19 protein-coding genes and 1 pseudogene are annotated in these 19091 nt (G+C 64.4%); 12 read left to right on the top strand and 8 right to left on the bottom strand.

The annotated features are described in order from the left end of the window. Nucleotides 1-35 precede the first annotated feature (35 nt). From HYR72_09215 to HYR72_09195, 5 genes and pseudogenes are all read left to right on the top strand, one after another. Complete coding sequence (locus HYR72_09215; GenBank protein ID MBI1815144.1) at nucleotides 36-329, top strand: hypothetical protein; 294 nt, start codon at nucleotides 36-38, stop codon at nucleotides 327-329. Nucleotides 330-416: 87 nt separating this feature from the next. Next, nucleotides 417-2522, top strand: coding sequence for an Rne/Rng family ribonuclease (locus HYR72_09210; GenBank protein MBI1815143.1), 2106 nt, complete (start codon nucleotides 417-419; stop codon nucleotides 2520-2522). A gap of 313 nt (nucleotides 2523-2835) precedes the next feature. Next, nucleotides 2836-3184: pseudogene (locus HYR72_09205) on the top strand (DUF4258 domain-containing protein). Further along, nucleotides 3181-3402, top strand: coding sequence for a YgiT-type zinc finger protein (locus tag HYR72_09200; protein MBI1815142.1), 222 nt, complete (start codon nucleotides 3181-3183; stop codon nucleotides 3400-3402). The pseudogene HYR72_09205 and the gene HYR72_09200 overlap by 4 nt, the downstream one beginning before the upstream one ends. A gap of 128 nt (nucleotides 3403-3530) precedes the next feature. Beyond that, nucleotides 3531-3803, top strand: coding sequence for a YgiT-type zinc finger protein (locus HYR72_09195; protein ID MBI1815141.1), 273 nt, complete (start codon nucleotides 3531-3533; stop codon nucleotides 3801-3803). A 1238-nt stretch (nucleotides 3804-5041) separates the two neighbouring features. Here the strand turns inward: HYR72_09195 and HYR72_09190 are convergent. Further along, a complete protein-coding gene (locus HYR72_09190; protein MBI1815140.1) occupies nucleotides 5042-6241 on the bottom strand; it encodes a diadenylate cyclase in 1200 nt (399 codons plus the stop codon). A gap of 317 nt (nucleotides 6242-6558) precedes the next feature. On the opposite strand from HYR72_09190, the gene HYR72_09185 reads away from it, so the two are divergent. From HYR72_09185 to HYR72_09155, 7 genes are all read left to right on the top strand, one after another. Continuing rightward, nucleotides 6559-7545, top strand: a complete 987-nt coding sequence (locus HYR72_09185; GenBank protein MBI1815139.1) for a hypothetical protein — start codon at nucleotides 6559-6561, stop codon at nucleotides 7543-7545. A 373-nt stretch (nucleotides 7546-7918) separates the two neighbouring features. Then, nucleotides 7919-9199, top strand: a complete 1281-nt coding sequence (locus tag HYR72_09180) for an LLM class flavin-dependent oxidoreductase (protein ID MBI1815138.1) — start codon at nucleotides 7919-7921, stop codon at nucleotides 9197-9199. After that, a complete protein-coding gene (locus HYR72_09175) occupies nucleotides 9199-9996 on the top strand; it encodes an alpha/beta fold hydrolase (protein ID MBI1815137.1) in 798 nt (265 codons plus the stop codon). The genes HYR72_09180 and HYR72_09175 overlap by 1 nt, the downstream gene beginning before the upstream one ends. 28 nt (nucleotides 9997-10024) lie before the next feature. Beyond that, the gene (locus HYR72_09170) at nucleotides 10025-10828 is read left to right on the top strand and encodes a transketolase (protein MBI1815136.1); all 804 of its coding nucleotides are present in this window, start codon (nucleotides 10025-10027) and stop codon (nucleotides 10826-10828) included. A gap of 74 nt (nucleotides 10829-10902) precedes the next feature. Next, the gene (locus HYR72_09165; GenBank protein MBI1815135.1) at nucleotides 10903-11265 is read left to right on the top strand and encodes a four helix bundle protein; all 363 of its coding nucleotides are present in this window, start codon (nucleotides 10903-10905) and stop codon (nucleotides 11263-11265) included. Nucleotides 11266-11344: 79 nt separating this feature from the next. Beyond that, nucleotides 11345-12262, top strand: a complete 918-nt coding sequence (locus HYR72_09160) for a transketolase family protein (protein ID MBI1815134.1) — start codon at nucleotides 11345-11347, stop codon at nucleotides 12260-12262. 33 nt (nucleotides 12263-12295) lie between these two features. Next, entirely contained in the window at nucleotides 12296-13786 is a 1491-nt protein-coding gene (locus HYR72_09155) for a PAS domain S-box protein (protein MBI1815133.1), read from the top strand. A gap of 328 nt (nucleotides 13787-14114) precedes the next feature. Here HYR72_09155 and HYR72_09150 read toward each other — a convergent pair whose 3' ends face one another. The 7 genes from HYR72_09150 to HYR72_09120 form a co-directional block, all read right to left on the bottom strand. Then, nucleotides 14115-14366: a hypothetical protein gene (locus HYR72_09150; GenBank protein ID MBI1815132.1), complete on the bottom strand. Its 252-nt coding sequence runs from the start codon at nucleotides 14364-14366 to the stop codon at nucleotides 14115-14117. Nucleotides 14367-14439: 73 nt separating this feature from the next. Continuing rightward, entirely contained in the window at nucleotides 14440-14880 is a 441-nt protein-coding gene (locus tag HYR72_09145; protein MBI1815131.1) for an archease, read from the bottom strand. Nucleotides 14881-14888: 8 nt separating this feature from the next. Beyond that, nucleotides 14889-16346, bottom strand: coding sequence for an RtcB family protein (locus HYR72_09140; GenBank protein ID MBI1815130.1), 1458 nt, complete (start codon nucleotides 16344-16346; stop codon nucleotides 14889-14891). Between the two features lie 74 nt (nucleotides 16347-16420). Next, nucleotides 16421-16873, bottom strand: coding sequence for a universal stress protein (locus HYR72_09135; protein ID MBI1815129.1), 453 nt, complete (start codon nucleotides 16871-16873; stop codon nucleotides 16421-16423). Nucleotides 16874-16891: 18 nt separating this feature from the next. Further along, nucleotides 16892-17428 carry a hypothetical protein gene (locus HYR72_09130; GenBank protein ID MBI1815128.1) on the bottom strand — a complete coding sequence of 179 codons (537 nt, stop codon included), beginning with the start codon at nucleotides 17426-17428 and terminating at the stop codon, nucleotides 16892-16894. Nucleotides 17429-17451: 23 nt separating this feature from the next. Next, nucleotides 17452-18366, bottom strand: a complete 915-nt coding sequence (locus tag HYR72_09125) for an NTP transferase domain-containing protein (protein MBI1815127.1) — start codon at nucleotides 18364-18366, stop codon at nucleotides 17452-17454. A gap of 23 nt (nucleotides 18367-18389) precedes the next feature. Beyond that, a complete protein-coding gene (locus tag HYR72_09120) occupies nucleotides 18390-18869 on the bottom strand; it encodes a CBS domain-containing protein (GenBank protein ID MBI1815126.1) in 480 nt (159 codons plus the stop codon). Between the last annotated feature and the right edge of the window lie 222 nt (nucleotides 18870-19091).

Raw genomic sequence — 19091 nt, 5'->3', positions numbered from 1 at the left:
TGGCGCCAAAGCGAACGGGTTTACGTAAGACAACTGTGGCGGCTCTTGTCCTCTTGCCGCCGATCATCGGGCTCGTGATCTACAACAGTTTCCAAGTCAGCGACTACCAGTGCACGGTCTGCATCGAATTCGAAGGACAGTCGATGTGTCGGACCGTCACCGGCCAGACCGAAGCCGAAGGGGTGCAATCGGCCACCACCAACGTCTGCGCCTTGCTCACCTCCGGGATGACGAACTCGATCCACTGCTCGCGCACGCCGCCGAAGAAGGCCGAGTGCATACGATTGGTGGGCGGTGAATCCGACCGGCCCAAAATGGGAAAGTTTTAGCCTGTTCCTGCCTAGCACCGCCCGCCAAGACTTGGTAAAGCTGGCGCGTCTGCCCAGCCCTGTCCTTCCTGTACGGAGAGAATCTGAATGTCCAAAGTCATGCTCATCAACGTCACCCACGCCGAAGAGAACCGCGTGGCGATCATCGAAAACGGTACCCTCGAATCGTTCGAGATCGAATCCTTCAGCCGCGAACACCTCAAAGGCAACATCTATAAGGGGACCATCCATCGCGTGCATGCGGCGCTCGATGCGGCCTTCGTCGACATCGGCGGCGAGCGCGATGCGTTCCTGCCGCTCGGCGAAGTCTGCTTTCGCAATCTGCCTGACGATGCGCAGGGGGAGGGCAACGGCCGCCGCCGCACTATCACCGATCTGTTCAAGCCCGGACAAGAGGTGATGGTGCAGATCGTCAAGGAAGAATTCGCGACCAAACCCCCTACGGTCAGCACCTTCTACTCGTTGCCGGGCCGCTACCTGGTCTTGCTGCCGGGTTCCGAAGACGCCGGGATCTCGCGCAAGATCGAGGGCGAAGACCGCATCAAGTTGCGCCAAGCCATCGCCAATCTGAATCCACCGCCCGGCTGCGGCATCATCGTGCGCACCGCCGCGGGATACGATCAGGATTCCGACGAGCTGGCGCGCGACCTCAGCTACCTGCGCGGCCTGTGGGATACTATCCAACAAAGCGCCACCGACAAGCGCGCGCCCGCGCTGGTGTATCGCGAGCACGATCTGGTGCTGCGCAACATCCGCGACTACTTCACGCCCGACATCAACGAGATCTTCGTCGACAACGAGGAAGTCTACCAGCGCGCCCTCGACTTCTTGCAACACGCCATGCCGGCGCAGGCGCACGCGCTGCACCTCTACGAAGGCGATCAGCCGATCTTCTCGCGCTTCAACGTCGAAGGGCAGATCGAATCGATCTACAAGCGCCGCGTCTCGCTGAAGTCGGGTGGCAGCATTGTCATCGACGGCACCGAGGCGCTCACCGCCATCGACGTCAACTCCGGCGGCTCGGTGCGCGGCGGCAATCAAGAAGACACCGCGTTCAAAACCAACCGCGAGGCGGCGCTGGAGATCGCGCGCCAACTGCGTCTGCGCGACCTCGGCGGGCTGGTCGTGATCGACTTCATCGACATGCGCGCCGCGCAGGCCGCGCAAGAGATCGAGAAGACGCTGCGCGACGCCCTGCACCCGGATAAGGCGAAGCATGAGATCGGCCGCATCTCGCGCTTCGGCTTGCTCGAAGTCTCGCGCCAGCGCCTGCGCCCGGCCGCGGCCGCGGCTACCTATACTGCTTGCCCGATGTGCGAAGGCCACGGCTTGGTGCGCACGCCCGAGTCGGCCGCACTCGTGGCGTTGCGGAAACTGCACAACCGCGTATCGCAGGGTGATCTGGCCGGGCTGAAGGTGACGTTGCCGCGCGACGCCGCGGTGTACCTCCTGAATCAGAAGCGGGTCGACATTGCCCAGTTGGAAACCCGCTACGGCATGCGCATCCAGGTTGCGTTGAGTGAGAAGCTGATGCCGCACCAGTCCGAGTTCGAGGAGCGGCGCCGCCCCGCGACGCCCGCGCCCGAGGCCGTCGCCCCAGGTCACGTTGCGCCGGCAGCCGTCGTCGCGACCAATGGCGAAGCGCCGGTGGCTGCGGCGGCGAAGCCCGCCGGTGCGCCGGCGACCGCAACCGGCGCCGCGTCTGAGAACGGCCAACGCCGCCGACGCCGCGGTCGCGGCCGGCGCCGTGGCCGCGGCAAGCAAGCAGCGGCGGCGATCGGCGAGACGTTTGCCGCGCTTGGCGCACAGATTGCGCTCGCGTCGGAGCCGGGTTCCGTCGGGACCGCGCGGGTGGATCAGTTGCACCGCGAGTCAGTGGCCGATGAGAATCGTCCGCGGATCGAGGCGGAGTCGCCGCGCGCACACTTCGCTCTTGAACCGCCGTCGCCAATGGTCGCACGAGTTGAGGAGCCTGGCACCGTTGACGCGCCGGAAACCGCGGCGCCAGGGAAGCGTTCACGCGGCGGTCGGCGAAGCACCACCGCTCGCGCCCGTCCGGCCACGCGTGCGAAGGCGAATAGCGCGACCAAGCCAGCCGCCGCATCAAGCGCAAAGCCGAAGCGCTCCCCGAGCCGGCCAGCAAACAGTGGCGCCACCCGCCGCCGCGCGAAGCCCGCACCGACCGAGTCGTAGCGACGCTTCGGGGTACGGGTCGTTTGTCGATCGAGTTTCAGGTGGGGGCAGCCGTCTCTGGCTGACGGTCACTCCGCCGCTCAATGGCTGACCCCGCTTGTGGGCCGCGGACCGGCTCTGACGGCGGCCTTGCAGGTCGATCTCGCATCGAGGGCACCCCTCATAGCTCCTTGAACCCGTGACGCGTTCGGATGTATGAGGCACGCATGAGTGCACCGGTATTGACACGCGAAGTCTGGCGCCAGTTGCCGGATTCGTTGATGCGCTCAATTCAAGGTTAGACGCCTGCGCCACGAAGGGTAGATGAGCTGACGTGAACCCGCCAGAAAGGACCCTCCCCAGCAATCCCCTCACCTTCATCCAGGCATGCGTTCGCGCTCGCCGGATCTTGTGGACCTATCACGTGAACCTCCGCCTCAAAGGTCGCTTCGTGTCGCGTCAGATCATTCTCGATGCCGTGGACTCTTACGAGATCGTCGAATCGTATCCGGACGATAAGTACCTGCCGAGCTACCTGGTGCTGGCGCGACTCGCCGGTGATGCGATTCACGTGTTGTTTGCGACCGACTGTCGAGGAGGATAATGTGAGAGTCGTCAGCGCCTGCCGACCAAGTCGGGACGAGTGGGATGACGATCTGAAGACAAGGAGAACGTCACAATGAAGTGCACAGTTTGCGGAGCAAGAATGACCCGGGTCGTGAGCGATCTTCCCTTCAAGACGACCGACCGCGCGATTGTCATTCTTAGGAGCCTTCCCGTGCTTCAGTGCGGGAATTGCACCGAGTACCTCATCGAGGACGCTGTGTTGAGCCGGGTCGACGAGATTCTCGCCACCGTCGGTGGTGCGGCTGAACTCGAAGTCATCCGCTATGCCGCGTGAGGTCGCGCCGAACTCATCAGTGGAGCCGGCCACCTCGTCGAGCGAAAAGCCAAAGCGCGCACCGCGACGGCCAGCAAACAGCGGCGCCACCCGCCGCCGCGCGAAACCCGCACCGACCGAGTGAGCACATGACGAACGTCAAGAGGAGGTACGACTACGGCAAGTGCCACGCCTGCGGCGAGACGATGCAGGCCAGACGAATCGAGCAGGACTTTTGGATCAACGGAAAGTTGCTCGTAGTCGACGGCGTTCCGGCCGGCGTGTGCCCGCAGTGCGGCGAGCGGGTGGTGAAGGGCGATATCGGGCGCCGCCTTGCGACGCTTACTCGCGATGTCGCCGCGGTGCGTCGGGCGCGAACGATGAAGGTTCCGGTCCTCCGGCTCGGGTACAAGGTAGCGTGAGGCCGCGACGCATCGTCTAGGACTGATCATCGGGTGCCCACGCCGGCCTCGGGCTCTTTCGACTTCCTCGGCGGCGGAGCCGGACGCGACGGCGGTGTCGCTTCAGCCGGCCGAACGAAGAGCTTCAGCGGCGCGCGTCTTTTCAGCGTGGCCGCTGAAGCGGATGTCCAGCAAGCCACCAGCTTGTCGCCTGAAGCGTCTGATTCGCGCTCTCACCTTTGCATCTGTGGATTTTGTCGACTCGGCCCTACGTGGGCTTGGCGCTCCTCCCCGAATGAAGCCGAGCCCCACCATACGCCAACATCGATGCACCCACTATCGAGAACGCGACGTACGGAGCCCACGGGAAGTCGCGGACGCTGGTCCCATCCACGGTGTAATCAAGTCGCCAAGGACGCTTGTCGATCCGGGATCCTACAGCGAGATTACGATCGAGTGCCTGGTCGTTGGACGCTGCCCTATACACGGTCCGTGTACCGGAATCCGCGATCAGCTCGTAGGTTGTGACGCACCGATTGTTGTACGGCTCAACACAGTGGGTCTCGGCCGATACGATTTCACCGGCAACCACAAGGCAGGCACGCCCAGCGAGTCCGAAGACATGAAAGAGAAGAATCCCCCCGCCCCATGCCACCAACGCCCAGGAGAATCCCCGGGGCGGGAGAAGGCCGCGGGCGAACAACAAGAAGCCACTGAAGAGAACCAGAGCGACGGCTGTGAAGGAAAACTGATACATGGCCTTGGAGCGCCGCTCTCACAACGCCGAACATGTATTCGGCCGGTCTGTGTAGCGCGGCCAACGTTGCAGGGCTCGCAACGTAGCACCGGCAGCGCGCGGGGCGCAAACCACCGGAAACCTCTTCGGCCGAAAGCCCTTGGGTTGGCAATACGATGAAGCCGACCCCGTGCGATGCCGGTCTGCGTAGCGCCGCCACCGCGGGTTGTGCGGCAGTGACCAGCTCCTCGCTCCGACATCGATCCACCGGACTGCGCACCGCACCCACTCCGCGACCTACTAGGGGCGTAGATGTATATCATCGCGGTACTGACGTCCCGATGACCGAGCAACTCTTGTGCAGTGCGAATGTCAGAACGGTTTTCGAGCAGGTGCGCCCCATCTAGCGGGGGCAGTCATTGAAACTTTATCGCCCGACCAGTCCCGACTGCACCGCCAGCGCGGGCGCGCGGATGACTGGCGAGTGCGTTGCACCAAACACGCTCGATCGCAGCAGTGAAGCTTACGGATGCTCCATTCCGCTTGCGCGTTTTTCCGCCGCCGCCAACGTCAGGCGCACGGCGGCGGGCTTCACTTCGACCAAGCGTAAGCCGATGGGCAGACTCACGGCGTCGCGGCCGATCTTGACTTGCTGCTCGCCGGGTTGGGCGTCGCGGAGATCGAGGGCGACGTGGACGCGGTCGGGGCTCAGTAAGCGAATCAGTTCGCGCGAGCCGCGCACGCGCAACAGCACGTCGTTGTTCGACACGCTCTGGATGCGCAGGTCCGACGAGAGATTCTGATAGACCAGCGACGCGGAGATCGCGACTTCGGCGTTCTTCGGACCTACCAGCACTGCCCACACGAGCACGACCACGCCGGCCGCCGCCAGCTTGCGGCGCCAGTCGTGTCGAACCACTGCCGTCCAGCCGCCGTCGGTAACGGCATCCGGTTGCGGCGCCTCGGTGTGTTGCCGCAACCACGCCAGCAGCTCCGCCGCATTGGCCACCGCTTGCAGCGTGCCGCCGACTGCGACCATCACCTGACCGCGTTCTTCCGACACGACGATCGCCAGCGCATCGGACAGCTCGGTGATGCCGACTGCTGCGCGATGCCTTGTGCCGTAGCGAACCGGCAACGAGGTCGCTTCCGATAGCGGCAGCAGGCAACAGGCGTCGAGGACGAGGCCGCCGCGAATGCGGACCGCGCCGTCGTGCAGCGGCGCGCCCGGATGAAAAATCGCTGCCAGCAGCTCGCCACTCACGTCGGCGTTCAGCCGAATTCCGGAGCGGCGCACGCGCGCGGCGACGTTGTCCAGTCGCTCAATCACCATCAACGCGCCAACGCGCTCGCTCGCCAGAACGAAAGCTGAGTCGGCGAGCGCGCTCAGGGCGGGTTGGGCAAGCGCGCGGCGCGATCCGAACGGCCACACCGGTCGATTGAACTGCTCCAACACGTCGCGGATTTCGGTTTGGAAGATCACGATCACCGACAACAGCACGGCGGCCCACATGCCGCCGAGGACCCACGAGGTGACGAACAGGCCGAGACTCTGCGCGGTGAGATAACTCAGCCCCAACACCACCAAGCCGCCGAGAGCGCGCGCCGCGCGCGTACCGTGGAAGCGTTGGTAGCCGTAGTAGATCGCCGTGGTCATGATCGCGATGTCGGCGGCATCACGCCAGCCGAAGTCGACGAACAAGTCGCGCAGATAAGCGCCCATGGCATCCACCCTTATCCGCGCATCGGCGCGCCGTCCAGCATGCGGGTGGGGGGGCAGTGGCGCATCTTGCAAACAATCCGATCACCCATCGTGCCGATCAGCCCATCGTGTCATTCTGAGCCGAAGGCGAAGAATCTCTCTTTTCGCCGCGCAGTCACAGAGAGATCCTTCGCCTTTGGCTCAGGATGACAAATCCTCCGCATGTCTCGAAGCTGATCCCGGCGCGGCACGCCCACCTCTTGTCAAGCTTGCCCGCGCCGGGCTAAGGGAAGCGCACATCACATCCTTCCGGAGATGACTCGCGGAGACTGACTCGCATGCCGACTGCTCACTACGTGGAATTCGACTCGCTGCTGCGACCGGATCAGGTGGACCTACTGCTCGACATCGTCCGCACGCACGCGCCGTACCCGACCTACGGTGAAGGCCGCCGGCAGGAAGGCTTCGGCGCCGGCATTCCGCAACGCTACGACGCCGCGCGCAACTTCGTGCGGACGCGTGCGGGACACGACGATGTGCGCACGCTGGCCTCGCGCACCAACTACTTCCGCGAAACCTTTGCCTACGCCGAGCCGCTGTTCCCCGCCATCGCGTTCTTCCAGCAGTTGCCACAGTTCATCGAGGCCGCCCGTCACGTCACCGGCAGACGCATCGTGCGGCCGGCGATTGTCTACCTCAACATCCTCGTGCCCGGGCAAGAGTTGGCGGTGCACACCGACGTGCCCGAGTTCCGCGGTGCTAATCGGACGTGGGCTCCTGAATGGTTGCTGGTAGCGATGCACCACTCGGGCCTGTTTCAGCGTTGGCGGCGATACATCGCAACGGGAGTCAGTTGGTACCACGACTGCAAAGGGGGAGAGTTCATCTACTATCCCGACGGCCGCGAGCAGCCGCCGCGACGACTCAGCGTGCGCCGCAACACCGCGATCGTGCTCGATACCGATTCGGTCTTTCACGGCGTTGATGCCGTGGCGACGCACGATACGCGTTTGCCGATGGTCGAGCCTGGCGTCCGACTGCACCGCGACGACGATGCCCGGTGGAGCATCCGCCGCGACGACACGGTGCGCGCGGTGTACGACTGGGACGATCTGCGGCTGTCGATTTCCTGGAAGGCGTGGTGCTACGCGGACGAGGACGAAGCGCGCATCAACGACGACGGTCGCGACGACCTCACGCTCGAGCAGGTGCTCGCGTCGTTCGTCGACGACTTGCGTGAGCGTGGCCGCATCAGCGCACGTCCCGACGACGATGCGCTCGCGCGCTTGATTTTGGATGAGTACATTCGATTTCCGGAAGCGTGAAGCGCCGTCCAGCAGGGTTTCTCCGTGAGGGTTCCGCAGATGAAATGGCCCCTCGATACGCCGCCCTTCGGTACGAAGCCTTCGGCTTCCACTCAGTGCGGCTACTCGGGGAGGCGGTTCTTTTCAGGGGGTCCACCACCCGTTTGCCCGAGTAGATCGCCAAGCGATCGTATCGAGGGCCTGCTTGCGCTGACTCTCGCACTAGAACTCACGGCAGTGGGTCCGTCATACCGGCGAACGCCGGTATCCAGGCGGGGGGTGTGGGGACATGAGCCTGGATTCCGGCTTTCGCCGGAATGACGAGAGGGGAGTCCGCTCACTTGTGCAAAGCTCACTGTGAGAGAGCGAGTGATTGGTTGAGAAGGAGCATTGCATGAAGTTCACCTGGTTCAACTTGATGCCGTGGCCGTATCTGCCCGACGACTTCCGCGAGAAGTACCGCTCGGTGTGGGTCGACATCCCCAGCTCGCTCTACGATCCGGAGAAAGGGCATCACCTCTACCATACCTACCTCGATCAACTGGAGTACGCGGAAGAACTCGGCTTCGACGGTCTCGGCGTCAACGAACACCACGCCAACGGCTACGGGTTGATGCCATCGCCCAACATCATGGCGGCGACGTTGAGCCGGCGCACGTCGCGCGCGGCGTTGGTCGATCTCGGCAACAGCATCGCGCTGTACAATCCGCCGCTGCGGGTGGCGGAAGAGTTCGCCATGCTCGATGTGCTATCGGGCGGCCGCCTCATCGGCGGTTTTCCCGTCGGCACCTCGATGGACACCAACTACTGCTACGGCCAAATCCCCGCGCTCACACGCGACAAGTATCGCGAAGCGCACGAGCTCATCATCAAGGCGTGGGCCGCCAATGAACCGTTTGCCTTCAACGGTGAGTATACCAAGCTGCGCTACGTCAACTGTTGGCCGAAGCCGATTCAGAAGCCGCACCCGCCGATCTTCATCCCCGGCGGCGGCTCGCTCGAAACCTACGACTTCTGTCTCGACCACGACTACAACTACTCGTACCTCAGCTTCACCGGCTACGTGCGCGGCAAGGAGTTGATGGACGGCTACTGGAATCGTGTCGCCGCGCGCGGCAAGGACGAGTCGCCCTATCGCGCCGGCTTCGCGCAGATCGTCTGCGTCGGCGAGACCGACGCCGAAGCCGAGCAGCTCTACGCCGAGCCGATCAAGTACTTCTTTAACCGCTGCTTGCACGTGTTTCCCGGCTTCGCCGATGCGCCCGGGTATCGCACGATCAAGACCATCAAGGCCGGCGTGCTGTCGCAGCTCAGCGCCGTGCGTCAACTGATGTTCGCGACCCTGGACTGGAAGACGCTGGTCGACGATCGCTACATCATTGCAGGCGGGCCCGACACAGTCTGCCAGCAGATGGAAGAGATGATTCGCTCGCTGCGCGTGGGCCACGTCTTCTGCCTCCTGCACATGGGCAACATGCGGGATGAGGTCACGCGGCACTCGACGAAACTGTTCGCCGAGAAGGTGATGCCCAAGCTGCGCAACATGTGGCCGGAATACGCCAACGATGATCGCTTCTGGATCAAGCCGCTCGCCGGTCGCCGTGAGCCGCAGAAGAGTCTCGGTGGCGCTAGCCTCAGCGGCCAGAGCGTCACCGGTCTCAGGGGATCTCGCTAATGGCCATGCAATCGCGCGTGATCAAACCGGCCGGCGGCCGGACGAGTATTCAAGTCCACGAGGGCGGCCGTGGGGAACCGCTGGTGTTTCTCCACGGCGCGGGTGGACTGCTACCCAACGACACCGCCTTCCTCGACGGCTTGATGGAACACTTCCGCGTCTACGTGCCGATGTTGCCGGGCTACGACGAGTCCGAGGGTGACGACGCGTTGCGCGACATGCTCGACCTGACATTGCACACCTTCGACGTGATCGATGCGCTCGGCCTGCGGCGTCCGCTGTTGGTGGGACACAGCCTGGGCGGCATGATTGCCGCCGAGATGGCGGCGGTGTGCCCGCATGATGTCGACCGGTTGGTGTTGGTCTCCCCGGCGGGGCTGTGGCTCGCGGATCACGAGATTCCCGATCTGTTCGCGATGATGCCGTTCGACATCCCGCGCCTGCTGTTTCACGACGCCGACCTCGGCGTGCGGCTGCTGACCGCCGGCGCCAATTTCGAGGATCTCACGGCGCTGGGTGAGTTCATGGTGCAGAACGCGCGTCGCCTCGGCATGGCCGGGAAGCTGCTCTTCCCGATTCCCGACCGCGGCTTGCACCGGCGCTTGTACCGCCTGAAGGCAAAGACGTTGCTGTTGTGGGGCGCGTCCGACGCGCTCATTCCGCCGGTGTACGCCGATGAGTTCCGACGCTTGATCCCGCACGCGCAACTGCACACCATCGCCGAGGCCGGGCACATGGTGATGTACGAGAAGCCAGCGGCCTTCGTCGACGCGATCAAGAAGTTTTCCGGATCGTAATCGATCGTTCGGATCTGAAGGAGGGCGCATGAACACCACGGCGGACATTCAAGCACTCGAACGACGCGCGGCGACGCTGCGCCGCCACATCGTCACCGTCGCCGGATCGTACTTCGCGCATCTCGGCGGGGCGATGTCGTGCGCCGACATTATGGCCGCGCTGTTCTTTCATTACCTGCAGCTCGAAGACGGGGCGCGGAAGCGCGACCGCTTCCTGATGAGCAAGGGCCACGCGGTCACCGCGCTGCACGCGTGCATGGTCGAGCTGGGCAAGATCGATGCGTCGGAACTCGCCAATTCGGGCAAGTCCGGCAGCCGGCTCGCCGGCCATCCGACCCACAAGGCGCCGGGGGTCGAGTTCGCGACCGGCTCGCTCGGCCACGCGTTGTCGGTCGGCGTCGGCATCGCCATCGCCGAAGCGCTCGACCAATCAGGTTCCCGCACGGTGGTGTTGCTCGGCGACGGCGAGTTACAAGAGGGCACCGTGTGGGAGGCTGCGCTTTCAGCGCCGCGTTTTCCCACCGAGAACCTGATCGCGATCGTCGACTACAATCGCTTCCAAGCCGGCGGAGCGGTCGATCGCATCATGCCGCTCGATCCGCTCGCCGACAAATGGCGGGCGTTCCGCTGGAACGCGATCGAGATCGACGGTCACAGCATGCGCGCAATCGTCGAGGCCCTGGCCACCGTCCCGGCCCGCTCCGGGCCGACCGTCATCATCGCCAACACGGTGAAGGGCAAAGGGGTGCCCGGCATCGAAGGCACGCCACGCGCGCACTACACGTGGCTGAGCGACGAAGAGGTCGAGCGCACGCTCAGCGCGCTTGGTTGATTGCGGAGTGCCGAATGCGGAATGGGGAATGCGGAATGCGGAATTTGGGATACTGAATTTGGAATGCGGAGTGAATGGCTAGCCTTGAGTTGCAGCGTCGGACCAGAGTGTTTGCGCTGCGCGTGATCGATCTCGTGAAAGAGTTGCCGGTGGGCCGAACGGGCGATGTGATCGGTAGACGACTGTTGCGGTGTGGCACCTCTGTCGGCGCGAACTACCGCGCGGCCTGTCGCGCACGGTCGAGGGCTGATTTTGTGGCGAAGATGGGAGTCGTTGAGGAAGAAGCGCACGAGTCGATCTATTGGATGGAGCTACTCGTCGAATCACGACTGGCACGACCGGAACGCGTTGCCACGCTGCTCACCGAGGCCAACGAACTGGTCGCCATGACCGTCTCGTCGATCAAGACCGCTAGACAAAACAAACGACGCGCATGATCACCATTCAAACATTCCGCATTCCGAACTCCGCATTCCGCATTCCGAGTTCCCCAATCCGCAATCGTAGGAGGTGTCCATGAGCGGGTACGTCGCAGCCATGTCGTCGGCCGATGTGTTGGTAGAACTGGCGGAGCACAACCCCCACGTGGTGTTGGTGACGCAGGACTTCGGACCGGTCGGCGCGTTCACCGAACGCTTCCCCACGCGCCACTTTGATGTCGGCATCAGCGAAGAGAACCTCGTCGGGGTCGCAGCCGGGCTGGCGCACGCCGGCAAGCTGCCGTTCGTGATCGCGATGGCGCCGTTCGTCTCCATGCGCGGCTTCGAACAGATTCGCGACGACTGCGCGTACAACCGCAACAACGTGAAGATCCTCGCCCCGTTCGCGGGTCTCGAAGCCGGGCCGTGGGGCGCCACGCACCACGCGATGGAAGACATCGCTCTGCTGCGGACGATCCCGGGGCTGACCATCCTGTCGCCCGCCGATGCGAACGAGGCCACCCGTGCCGTGCGCGCGGCCGCAGCCAGCGATGGTCCGGTTTACGTGCGCCTCGGTTTCCTCGGCTCGATCGACGGCTACGATGCGCCGTTTCGCATCGGCGAAGTGGTGACGATGCGCGAGGGCAAAGACCTGACTCTCATCGCCACCGGCGCGCCAGTCGCGTCTGCGCTGGCGGCGCATGACCTGCTCAAAACCGACGGCATCAGTGCGCGCGTGCTCAACGTGCACACGCTCAAACCGCTCGATCGCACGGCGATCGAACGCGCCGCGCGCGAGACCGGGCGGCTAGTTACCGCCGAAGAACACTCGGTGATCGGCGGCCTCGGTGGCGCGGTCGCCGAGGTGATCGCCGAGTTGGGTGTCGGCCGCTTGCGGCGGGTGGGCGTGCGCGATGTATTTTGCACGGAAGTCGAACCCTATCCCGATCTCTTGCGCATTCACGGCATCGACGCCGACGGCATCGTGCGAGCGGCACGCGAGCTGCTCGCATAGGGCGCCCGGTTATCAACATCGCATTCGAGCCGCATGGCCACACCGCTGCGAGTGTTGCTGATCGAAGATAACGAAGACGACGCCAGCCTCTTGTTATACGAGCTGCGGCGCGGCGGCTATGATGCGACGGCGGCCCGCGTGGAAACTGCGGAGGCGTTGCGAACCGCGTTCACGGCTGAATCGTGGGATCTCGTCACCTGCGATTGGGTGATGCCACAGCTCAGCGCGCCCGCTGCCTTGCAATTGCTCGGGGAACTGCAGTGCGAGGTGCCGATCATCATCGTCTCCGGTGAGGTTGGCGAGGAATTCGCGGTCGGTGCCATGAAGGCCGGCGCACACGACTTCATCAGCAAGCACCGGTTGGCGCGACTGGTGCCCGCCGTGCAGCGCGAGCTGCACGAGGCCGAGGTGCGCCGGGCGCATCGGCGCGCCGAGGCCGCCTTACGCGAGAGCGAGCAACGCTTCCGCCTGATGGCCGATACCGCGCCGGTAATGATCTGGGTCACCGGCTCAGATGGGCGCTGCATCTATCTGAATCAGCGGTGGACGGAATTCACTGGCCGCCCGCTAGAGGCAGAACTCGGCGAAGGCTGGCTCACGGCCGTTCATCCCGACGACCGTGAGCGTCTACTGAAAGCCTCCGTCGACGCCTTCAATGAGCGGCGGAGCTTCACGGTCGAATACCGCGCGTGCCGCGCCGACAGCACCTATCGCTGGCTGCTGACCTCGGGGACTCCGCGCCTCGAGGCCGACGGTACGCTCAGCGGTTTCATCGGTTCGGCAGTCGATATCACCGAGCGCAAATCCGGCGAGAGCGACCTCAAGCGCTCGCAAGAGCAACTGCGGGCACTCTCCGGGCGACTCCAGCACGTGCGTGACGACGAGAGCGCCCGCATCGCGCGCGAGCTACACGACGAACTGGGGCAGGCACTCACCGCCTTGAAGATCGACCTGGCGTTGCTGCGCCGTGGTCTGCCGCCGGCATCCGAAACCGACGACGTGCGCACTCGAATCGACGCGATGGGACGTCACATCGATTCGACCATTCACGCGATTCGTCGCATCGCCAGCGACTTGCGACCGGGAGTCCTCGACGACCTCGGCTTGCCCGCCGCCATCGAGTGGCAAGCGCGAGAGTTCCAAGCGCGCACCGGCATTCGCTGCGTGCTGGAGATGAATCCGGGATGCAACCAGGTACCACAGCTGGCCGCCACAGCATTGTTCCGCATCTTTCAAGAAACGTTGACCAACGTGGCCCGGCACGCGAGCGCCACGCACGTCCGCGTGGTGCTCCGCGACGAGGCGGGGCGCGTTTACCTGAATGTGGCCGACGATGGCATCGGGATTAGTGATGCCGCGCGGCTTGATCCCAACGCGCTCGGCCTGCTCGGCATGCGCGAGCGCGCGCTGCACCTCGGTGGCGACGTCACCATCCACGGTGTGCCCGAGCGCGGCACCATCGTGATCGCGACCATCCCGCATGCCGAAGACGAGTCGGAAGGCCCAGCGCCCGCCACGAAGTAGGCGCGCACCGATCTCACTCGCAGCGCGACCCTGCACGCTTTCGTGAACGGTGCTGCTTTGCTCGGCAGCGTAGCGCCTTGCTGCTTCTGATGTGAGCATGGCGTAGCTACTGTGTTCGCCCTGTCGCACATTTCTTATCGAGCTGACGCAGCTCACACCCTAGGGGCAATGCCGCGTCTATCCTTACTCACAGTTGGGATATTACGTACGTGAACTGTCATCATTAGGAATCAACGGGGCGCGCCGCCGACCTGAAACGGATGAAGGAGCCGTGGCGCAGGGCTTGCACTTGCTGGCGATCGTCATGACTCGTAGAGCGGTGACCGAATCAATCACAGTTGGACGTGGGCTCGAACATGAGCCCGACTTGCTTCTTCCGGTGCAACTGCTCGCGCGGCGCGGCGAAGTGGCCACCGGGGAGCGTGCACTCATGCTCGCAGTGCTCGAAGACGCGATCCATTGCTTCCAGAAATATCGCTTCGTCTACAATCGCGGACAGCGACGGCTGGCGATCGACGCCGACGAGTGGATCTGGCATCGCGATCAGAGCGAACCGTTTTCCTTCGAGAACCTCTGTCATGCGTTGGACCTCGATCCGGATTTCCTCCGCCAGGGTCTGCGGCAATGGGAGCGCCGACAAGCCCGGCGGGTGCTCACACATCCAGCGTTACACGAGCATGAGCAGCGCCCTCGACTACTTCGACCCGCAGTCCGTGGAGGGTGACCGCCTTTACGTCAGCCAGCATCTCATGGCGAGTGAGGTCGATCGGTTCGCCGCGTAACTCCGCCGTCAGCTGAGGGAGGTGAGAAGTGTTGTCCGTCGCCGTGACGTGGACCCCGCACGCGCGGAGGAGCAGGCCCTCGGCGTCCTTGTAGAAGATGAGTTCGTCGAGCAAGCGCATCAGGAGGAGGTCGAGCGCGTCTGCGCTCAGCGACACCGTGCGGCTGACCAGCGGGCGAACGGAATCGAGTGAGGCCACCATCACATTCGCCGTCGCGTCGGCCGCGGCGGCGAAGAGTTCGTCGAGGTCGCGTCCCCACGCGTGGAACGTGACGTCGCTGGTGACGCCGTCTTCGACGTACTCGTAGGGCATGCGAGCGTTCAGCCTTTGACGTTGCCGATCGGCGTGAAGCGGACCACCCCGTGGCTCAGGCCCGCGCGCTCGGTGGCCTCGACCACGGCGTCGATGTCTTTGTAAGCGCCGCCGGCTTCCTCGGCGAGGCCGGCATACGACGCCGTGCGCACGTAGATGCCGCGCGCCTCCATGCTGCGCTGCAGCTCGCGGCCGTGGTACGACTTCTTCGCTTTCGTTCGGCTCATGGTGCGGCCGCTGCCGTGCGCGGTGCTGAAAAATGTGTCGGCGCCGCTTGCCAGGCCGGTCAGTAAGTACGACCCCGTTTCCATGCTCCCACCGATGATCACCGGTTGCCCGGTCTGCTGATACTCGGGCGGCAAGCCGGCCATGCCGGGTCCGAACGCGCGCGTCGCCCCTTTGCGATGCACCAGCAGCTGTCGCCGCGTGCCGTCGACGACGTGGTCTTCAAGCTTGGCGGTGTTGTGCGCCACGTCGTACACCATGCGCAGGCCGAGATCGTTCGGGTCACGACCGAACACGTGGCCGAACACTTCGCGGATGCGGTGGAGGATCACCTGGCGATTGGCGAACGACATGTTGGCGGCACACTGCATGGCTGCGAAGTACCGCTGCCCTTCGTCCGACATGAATGGGGCGCACGCGAGTTCGCGATCGATGATTTCCAATCCGTACTTCGTCTTCATCGCGTGCAAGAAGATCTGCAGGTAGTCGCTCGCTACCTGGTGACCGAAGCCGCGGCTGCCGCAATGAAACATGACCGCGATCTGATTCGGCTGTGTGATCCCGAGCTGTGCGGCCAGCGGCGCGTCGACGACGTGTTCCGGCCGCGCGACCTGAATCTCCAAGTAGTGATTGCCCGATCCGAGGGTGCCGATCTGCTGATAGCCGCGCTCGATGGCGCGCGGGCTGACACAGGAGGCATCGGCGCCGCGTAAGCAGCCATGCTCTTCGGTGCGCGCGAGATCATCGGCGGTGCCGTACCCGTTGCGCACGCACCAGCCGGCACCGCGCTCGAGCACCTCGGCGAATTCCGACTGCGACAGTTTCACGAACCCGCGGCAACCGACACCGGTCGGCACGCGCTCGTAGAGTAAGTCGATCAGCGTGCGCGGTTTCGGCTGCACCTCTTCGAGCGTGAGGTCGGTCAGCACCAACCGCATGCCGCAATTGATGTCGAAGCCGATGCCGCCGGGCGAGATCACGCCGGTTGCGGGATCCATCGCGGCGACGCCACCGATGGGGAACCCATAGCCCCAGTGCGCATCGGGCATGACGAAGCTGGCGCCGACGATGCCGGGGAGTGTGGCGACGTTCGCCGCCTGCGTGAACACCTGGTCGTCCATCGCGTGCAGCAACGCTTCGGTGGCGCAGATGCGTACCGGCACACGCATCCCCGGCCGCAGCGTCAGCGGCACCTCCCACACACTGTCCGCAATGCGTCGGATACTTTTGGGGACGGCCACGGTCTGTGTCGTGGCACTCGCCGGGCCGCGGAGCAAGCGCCGCCGCGATGATCCTCCGGACGCCGATAGGAGCGCTAGCGCTTGGTCGCGGCGCGGCGGGAGGACTTGTGAGTAGGGATCGTCAACACCGGACACGCGGCCGTGCGCACGACGCGCTCGGCAACGCTGCCGAGCAGCATGTGCGACAGGCCGGTGCGGCCGTGGGTGGCCATCACGATCAGATCGATCTTGCGTTTGTGCGCGGTGTCGGCGATCGCCTGCGCGGGCAAGCCGGTTTCGAGCAGCGTGTCGAACTTCACGCGCCGCTTCGCCAGCGCCCCCGCCAACCGATCCAAATCGGCGCGAGCGCGGCGGCGCTGGTCGTCGAGTAACAGCCCCAAGCTTTCGCCGGCGTAGTAGATGACTTCGACGACGAACAGAACCAACAGTGAGGCTTTGAACGTGCGACTCAATTCGATCGCGTAGTCGAGTCCAGCCAGCGAGGGCTCAGAGAAGTCGACCGGGACCAGAATCTGTTTGATCGTCATTGCTGTCCTCCAAGAAGCCTAGCGCGCACGGGCCGGCGGTGCGTCGTCACGTTGCCAGGTGGCGATCAGGCTGCCATCGTCATCCGACCAGTGGTACGCGGCACGACCGCGGAACGCTTTCTTCAACTCGTGCACGATCCGATGCGCGAGCTTCTGCGAAGTGGTGAGCACTTCCAGGACGGCGCCCTCGCGTGCGACCGAAATCACGCGACGCTCCGGCTGGGTGACGCGGGCGCGCGCATCGACGTTGCGGATGCGCTGTCGCAAGGTGGTCTCGTTGGCCAGCGCGTACGCGCCGCGGATCAGCACGCGTCCGAAATACTGCCCGGCTTCGACTTGCTGGCAGCCGGGGCACACCGTCCACGCGGCGCGATCGAAGAGCGCCATGGTGGCCTTGTGATTGCGCCGCCACGTGCGGTGCGCGTAGATCGCCCCACAGCGTTGACATACGGTCGGATCCGCCAACGGCGCAGCCTTGACCGCGCCGCGCGGCGTCTTGTCCGGGCGCGTACCCTGCCGGTTCAAGCTGCGGATCAGTCCTTTTCCCTTCGGCATCGCTCTGGTGTCCCCTCTGGACGTTACGCCGCGTGCGGTTGCGCGTGCGTGCGCCACGGCGGCACGCGTCTGAGTGCGTGGAGCGTCTGCTCGATCGATTCCCGCGTGCCCCAATCGCTCCAATGAATATCGTCGACGCGGACGGCGACGAGATGTTCGGTGATGCGGGCCAAGACCTGAGTCGAGAAGTTCCATGGCGCCAGCGCGCGGTACCCTGCGGCGAGGTCGTGAGGACTTTCTGTCGCTGCGCGCAAGCGGGCGGTTTCGCATGGCGCGGCCTGCTCAATCAGTTCCAGCATGCGATCGACTCGGAAGACCAGGACAAACGAGTTCCACAGCGCGCCGTTCTCGATCAGCTTCCTGGCAGACTCGGCCGTCGGCTTCTCCTGAAATGCCGCCACCCGGAACGCGTTCGCCACACCACGCACGCGCGTCGATGGCATGATGTAGCCGAGCCCGGGTTCGGCCCGGTCGGGACGGATTCCCAGCACGGCGACTTTGCGCGGATGCGCTCTGACAATCTGCGCGGCGTGCTCAACGTGGGCGGCAAAGGCTCGGTTGTCGCCGACATAGTGGTCGCTCGGCATCATCGCCACGATGGTGGTCCGATCACGCTGTGCGAGCTGGCGTAAGGCGAACAGCAACCCGGGGCCGGTATCACGACCACAGGGCTGCACAAAGATGTTGTGCGGCGGCACGCCGCGCAACTGTTCGCCGACGATCGGCAGATGATCGTGATTGATAACGACCACGGTTCGCGCCGGCGGTACTATGTGACGCGCGCGCTCCACTGTCTCTTCTAACAACGAGCGCTCGCCGAGCAGTCGGCAATACTGCTTGGGAATGGGCGCGCCGGTCAGCTCGCGCGTTAGCTCTTGCAGCCGCGTGCCGTCCCCGCCCGCCAATACCAACACGTGTAACAACTCGGTTGCGCGCATGGTCGCCGCTTCTGCCGCGGCGCTCAGGCCGCGGTCGCGAGACTGGTCGATTCGCGGGGTTCGCAAATGCTTCCCAGCGTACGGGCCACCTCGTCGGCACTGATTTGCCGTTTGGCCTTGCCGCTGCGCTCGCGCACACCTTCCAGTGCGATGTCGCTGAGCGACAACAGGCCGACGAGGCGACCATCTGAGTCGACGATGGGCAGGCGCCGAATGCCGTGCGTCTGCATCAATCGTTCTGCCACGGCTAGGGTGTCGCTTGGCCGGCAGATGTGGACCACATTGCTCATCGCCTTCCACACTTCGAGGCCAGTGAGCGGCGCGCCTTGGGTGTATGCCGCCATGCAGATGTCCCGGTCCGTCAGCATGCCGACCAAGCGCCCGTCTTCGACTATCGGGACGCAGCCGCAATCGTGGTCCCACATGATCTTGGCGGCGGTGTTGAGTGTGTCGCGAGGGGTACAGGTGTTGACCGGTCGTTTCATGATTTGTTCGACCTTCATCGTGTCCTCCCGTCGTGGCGCGTGCGCTCTCGCCTGCACTGTCGCAAATGCCCTGCCAGCGGCGTGCGGTGCGGTGGACGACCGCTACGAGGATTCGATCGCCGCGTCCTTCCAAGTTGTGAGAAGTGCGCTCGTGTCGAACAGCGAACCCTGATGTGACAATAGATCGGTGGGCGAATCTGGGAGGGCGAGCCTTCCGGCGAGCCGCTGGCGCGGTGATGG

This window comes from Deltaproteobacteria bacterium, assembly GCA_016178705.1.
Lineage (GTDB): Bacteria > Desulfobacterota > Binatia > HRBIN30 > JACQVA1 > JACOST01.
This window is presented reverse-complemented; position numbering and strand designations above follow the sequence as displayed.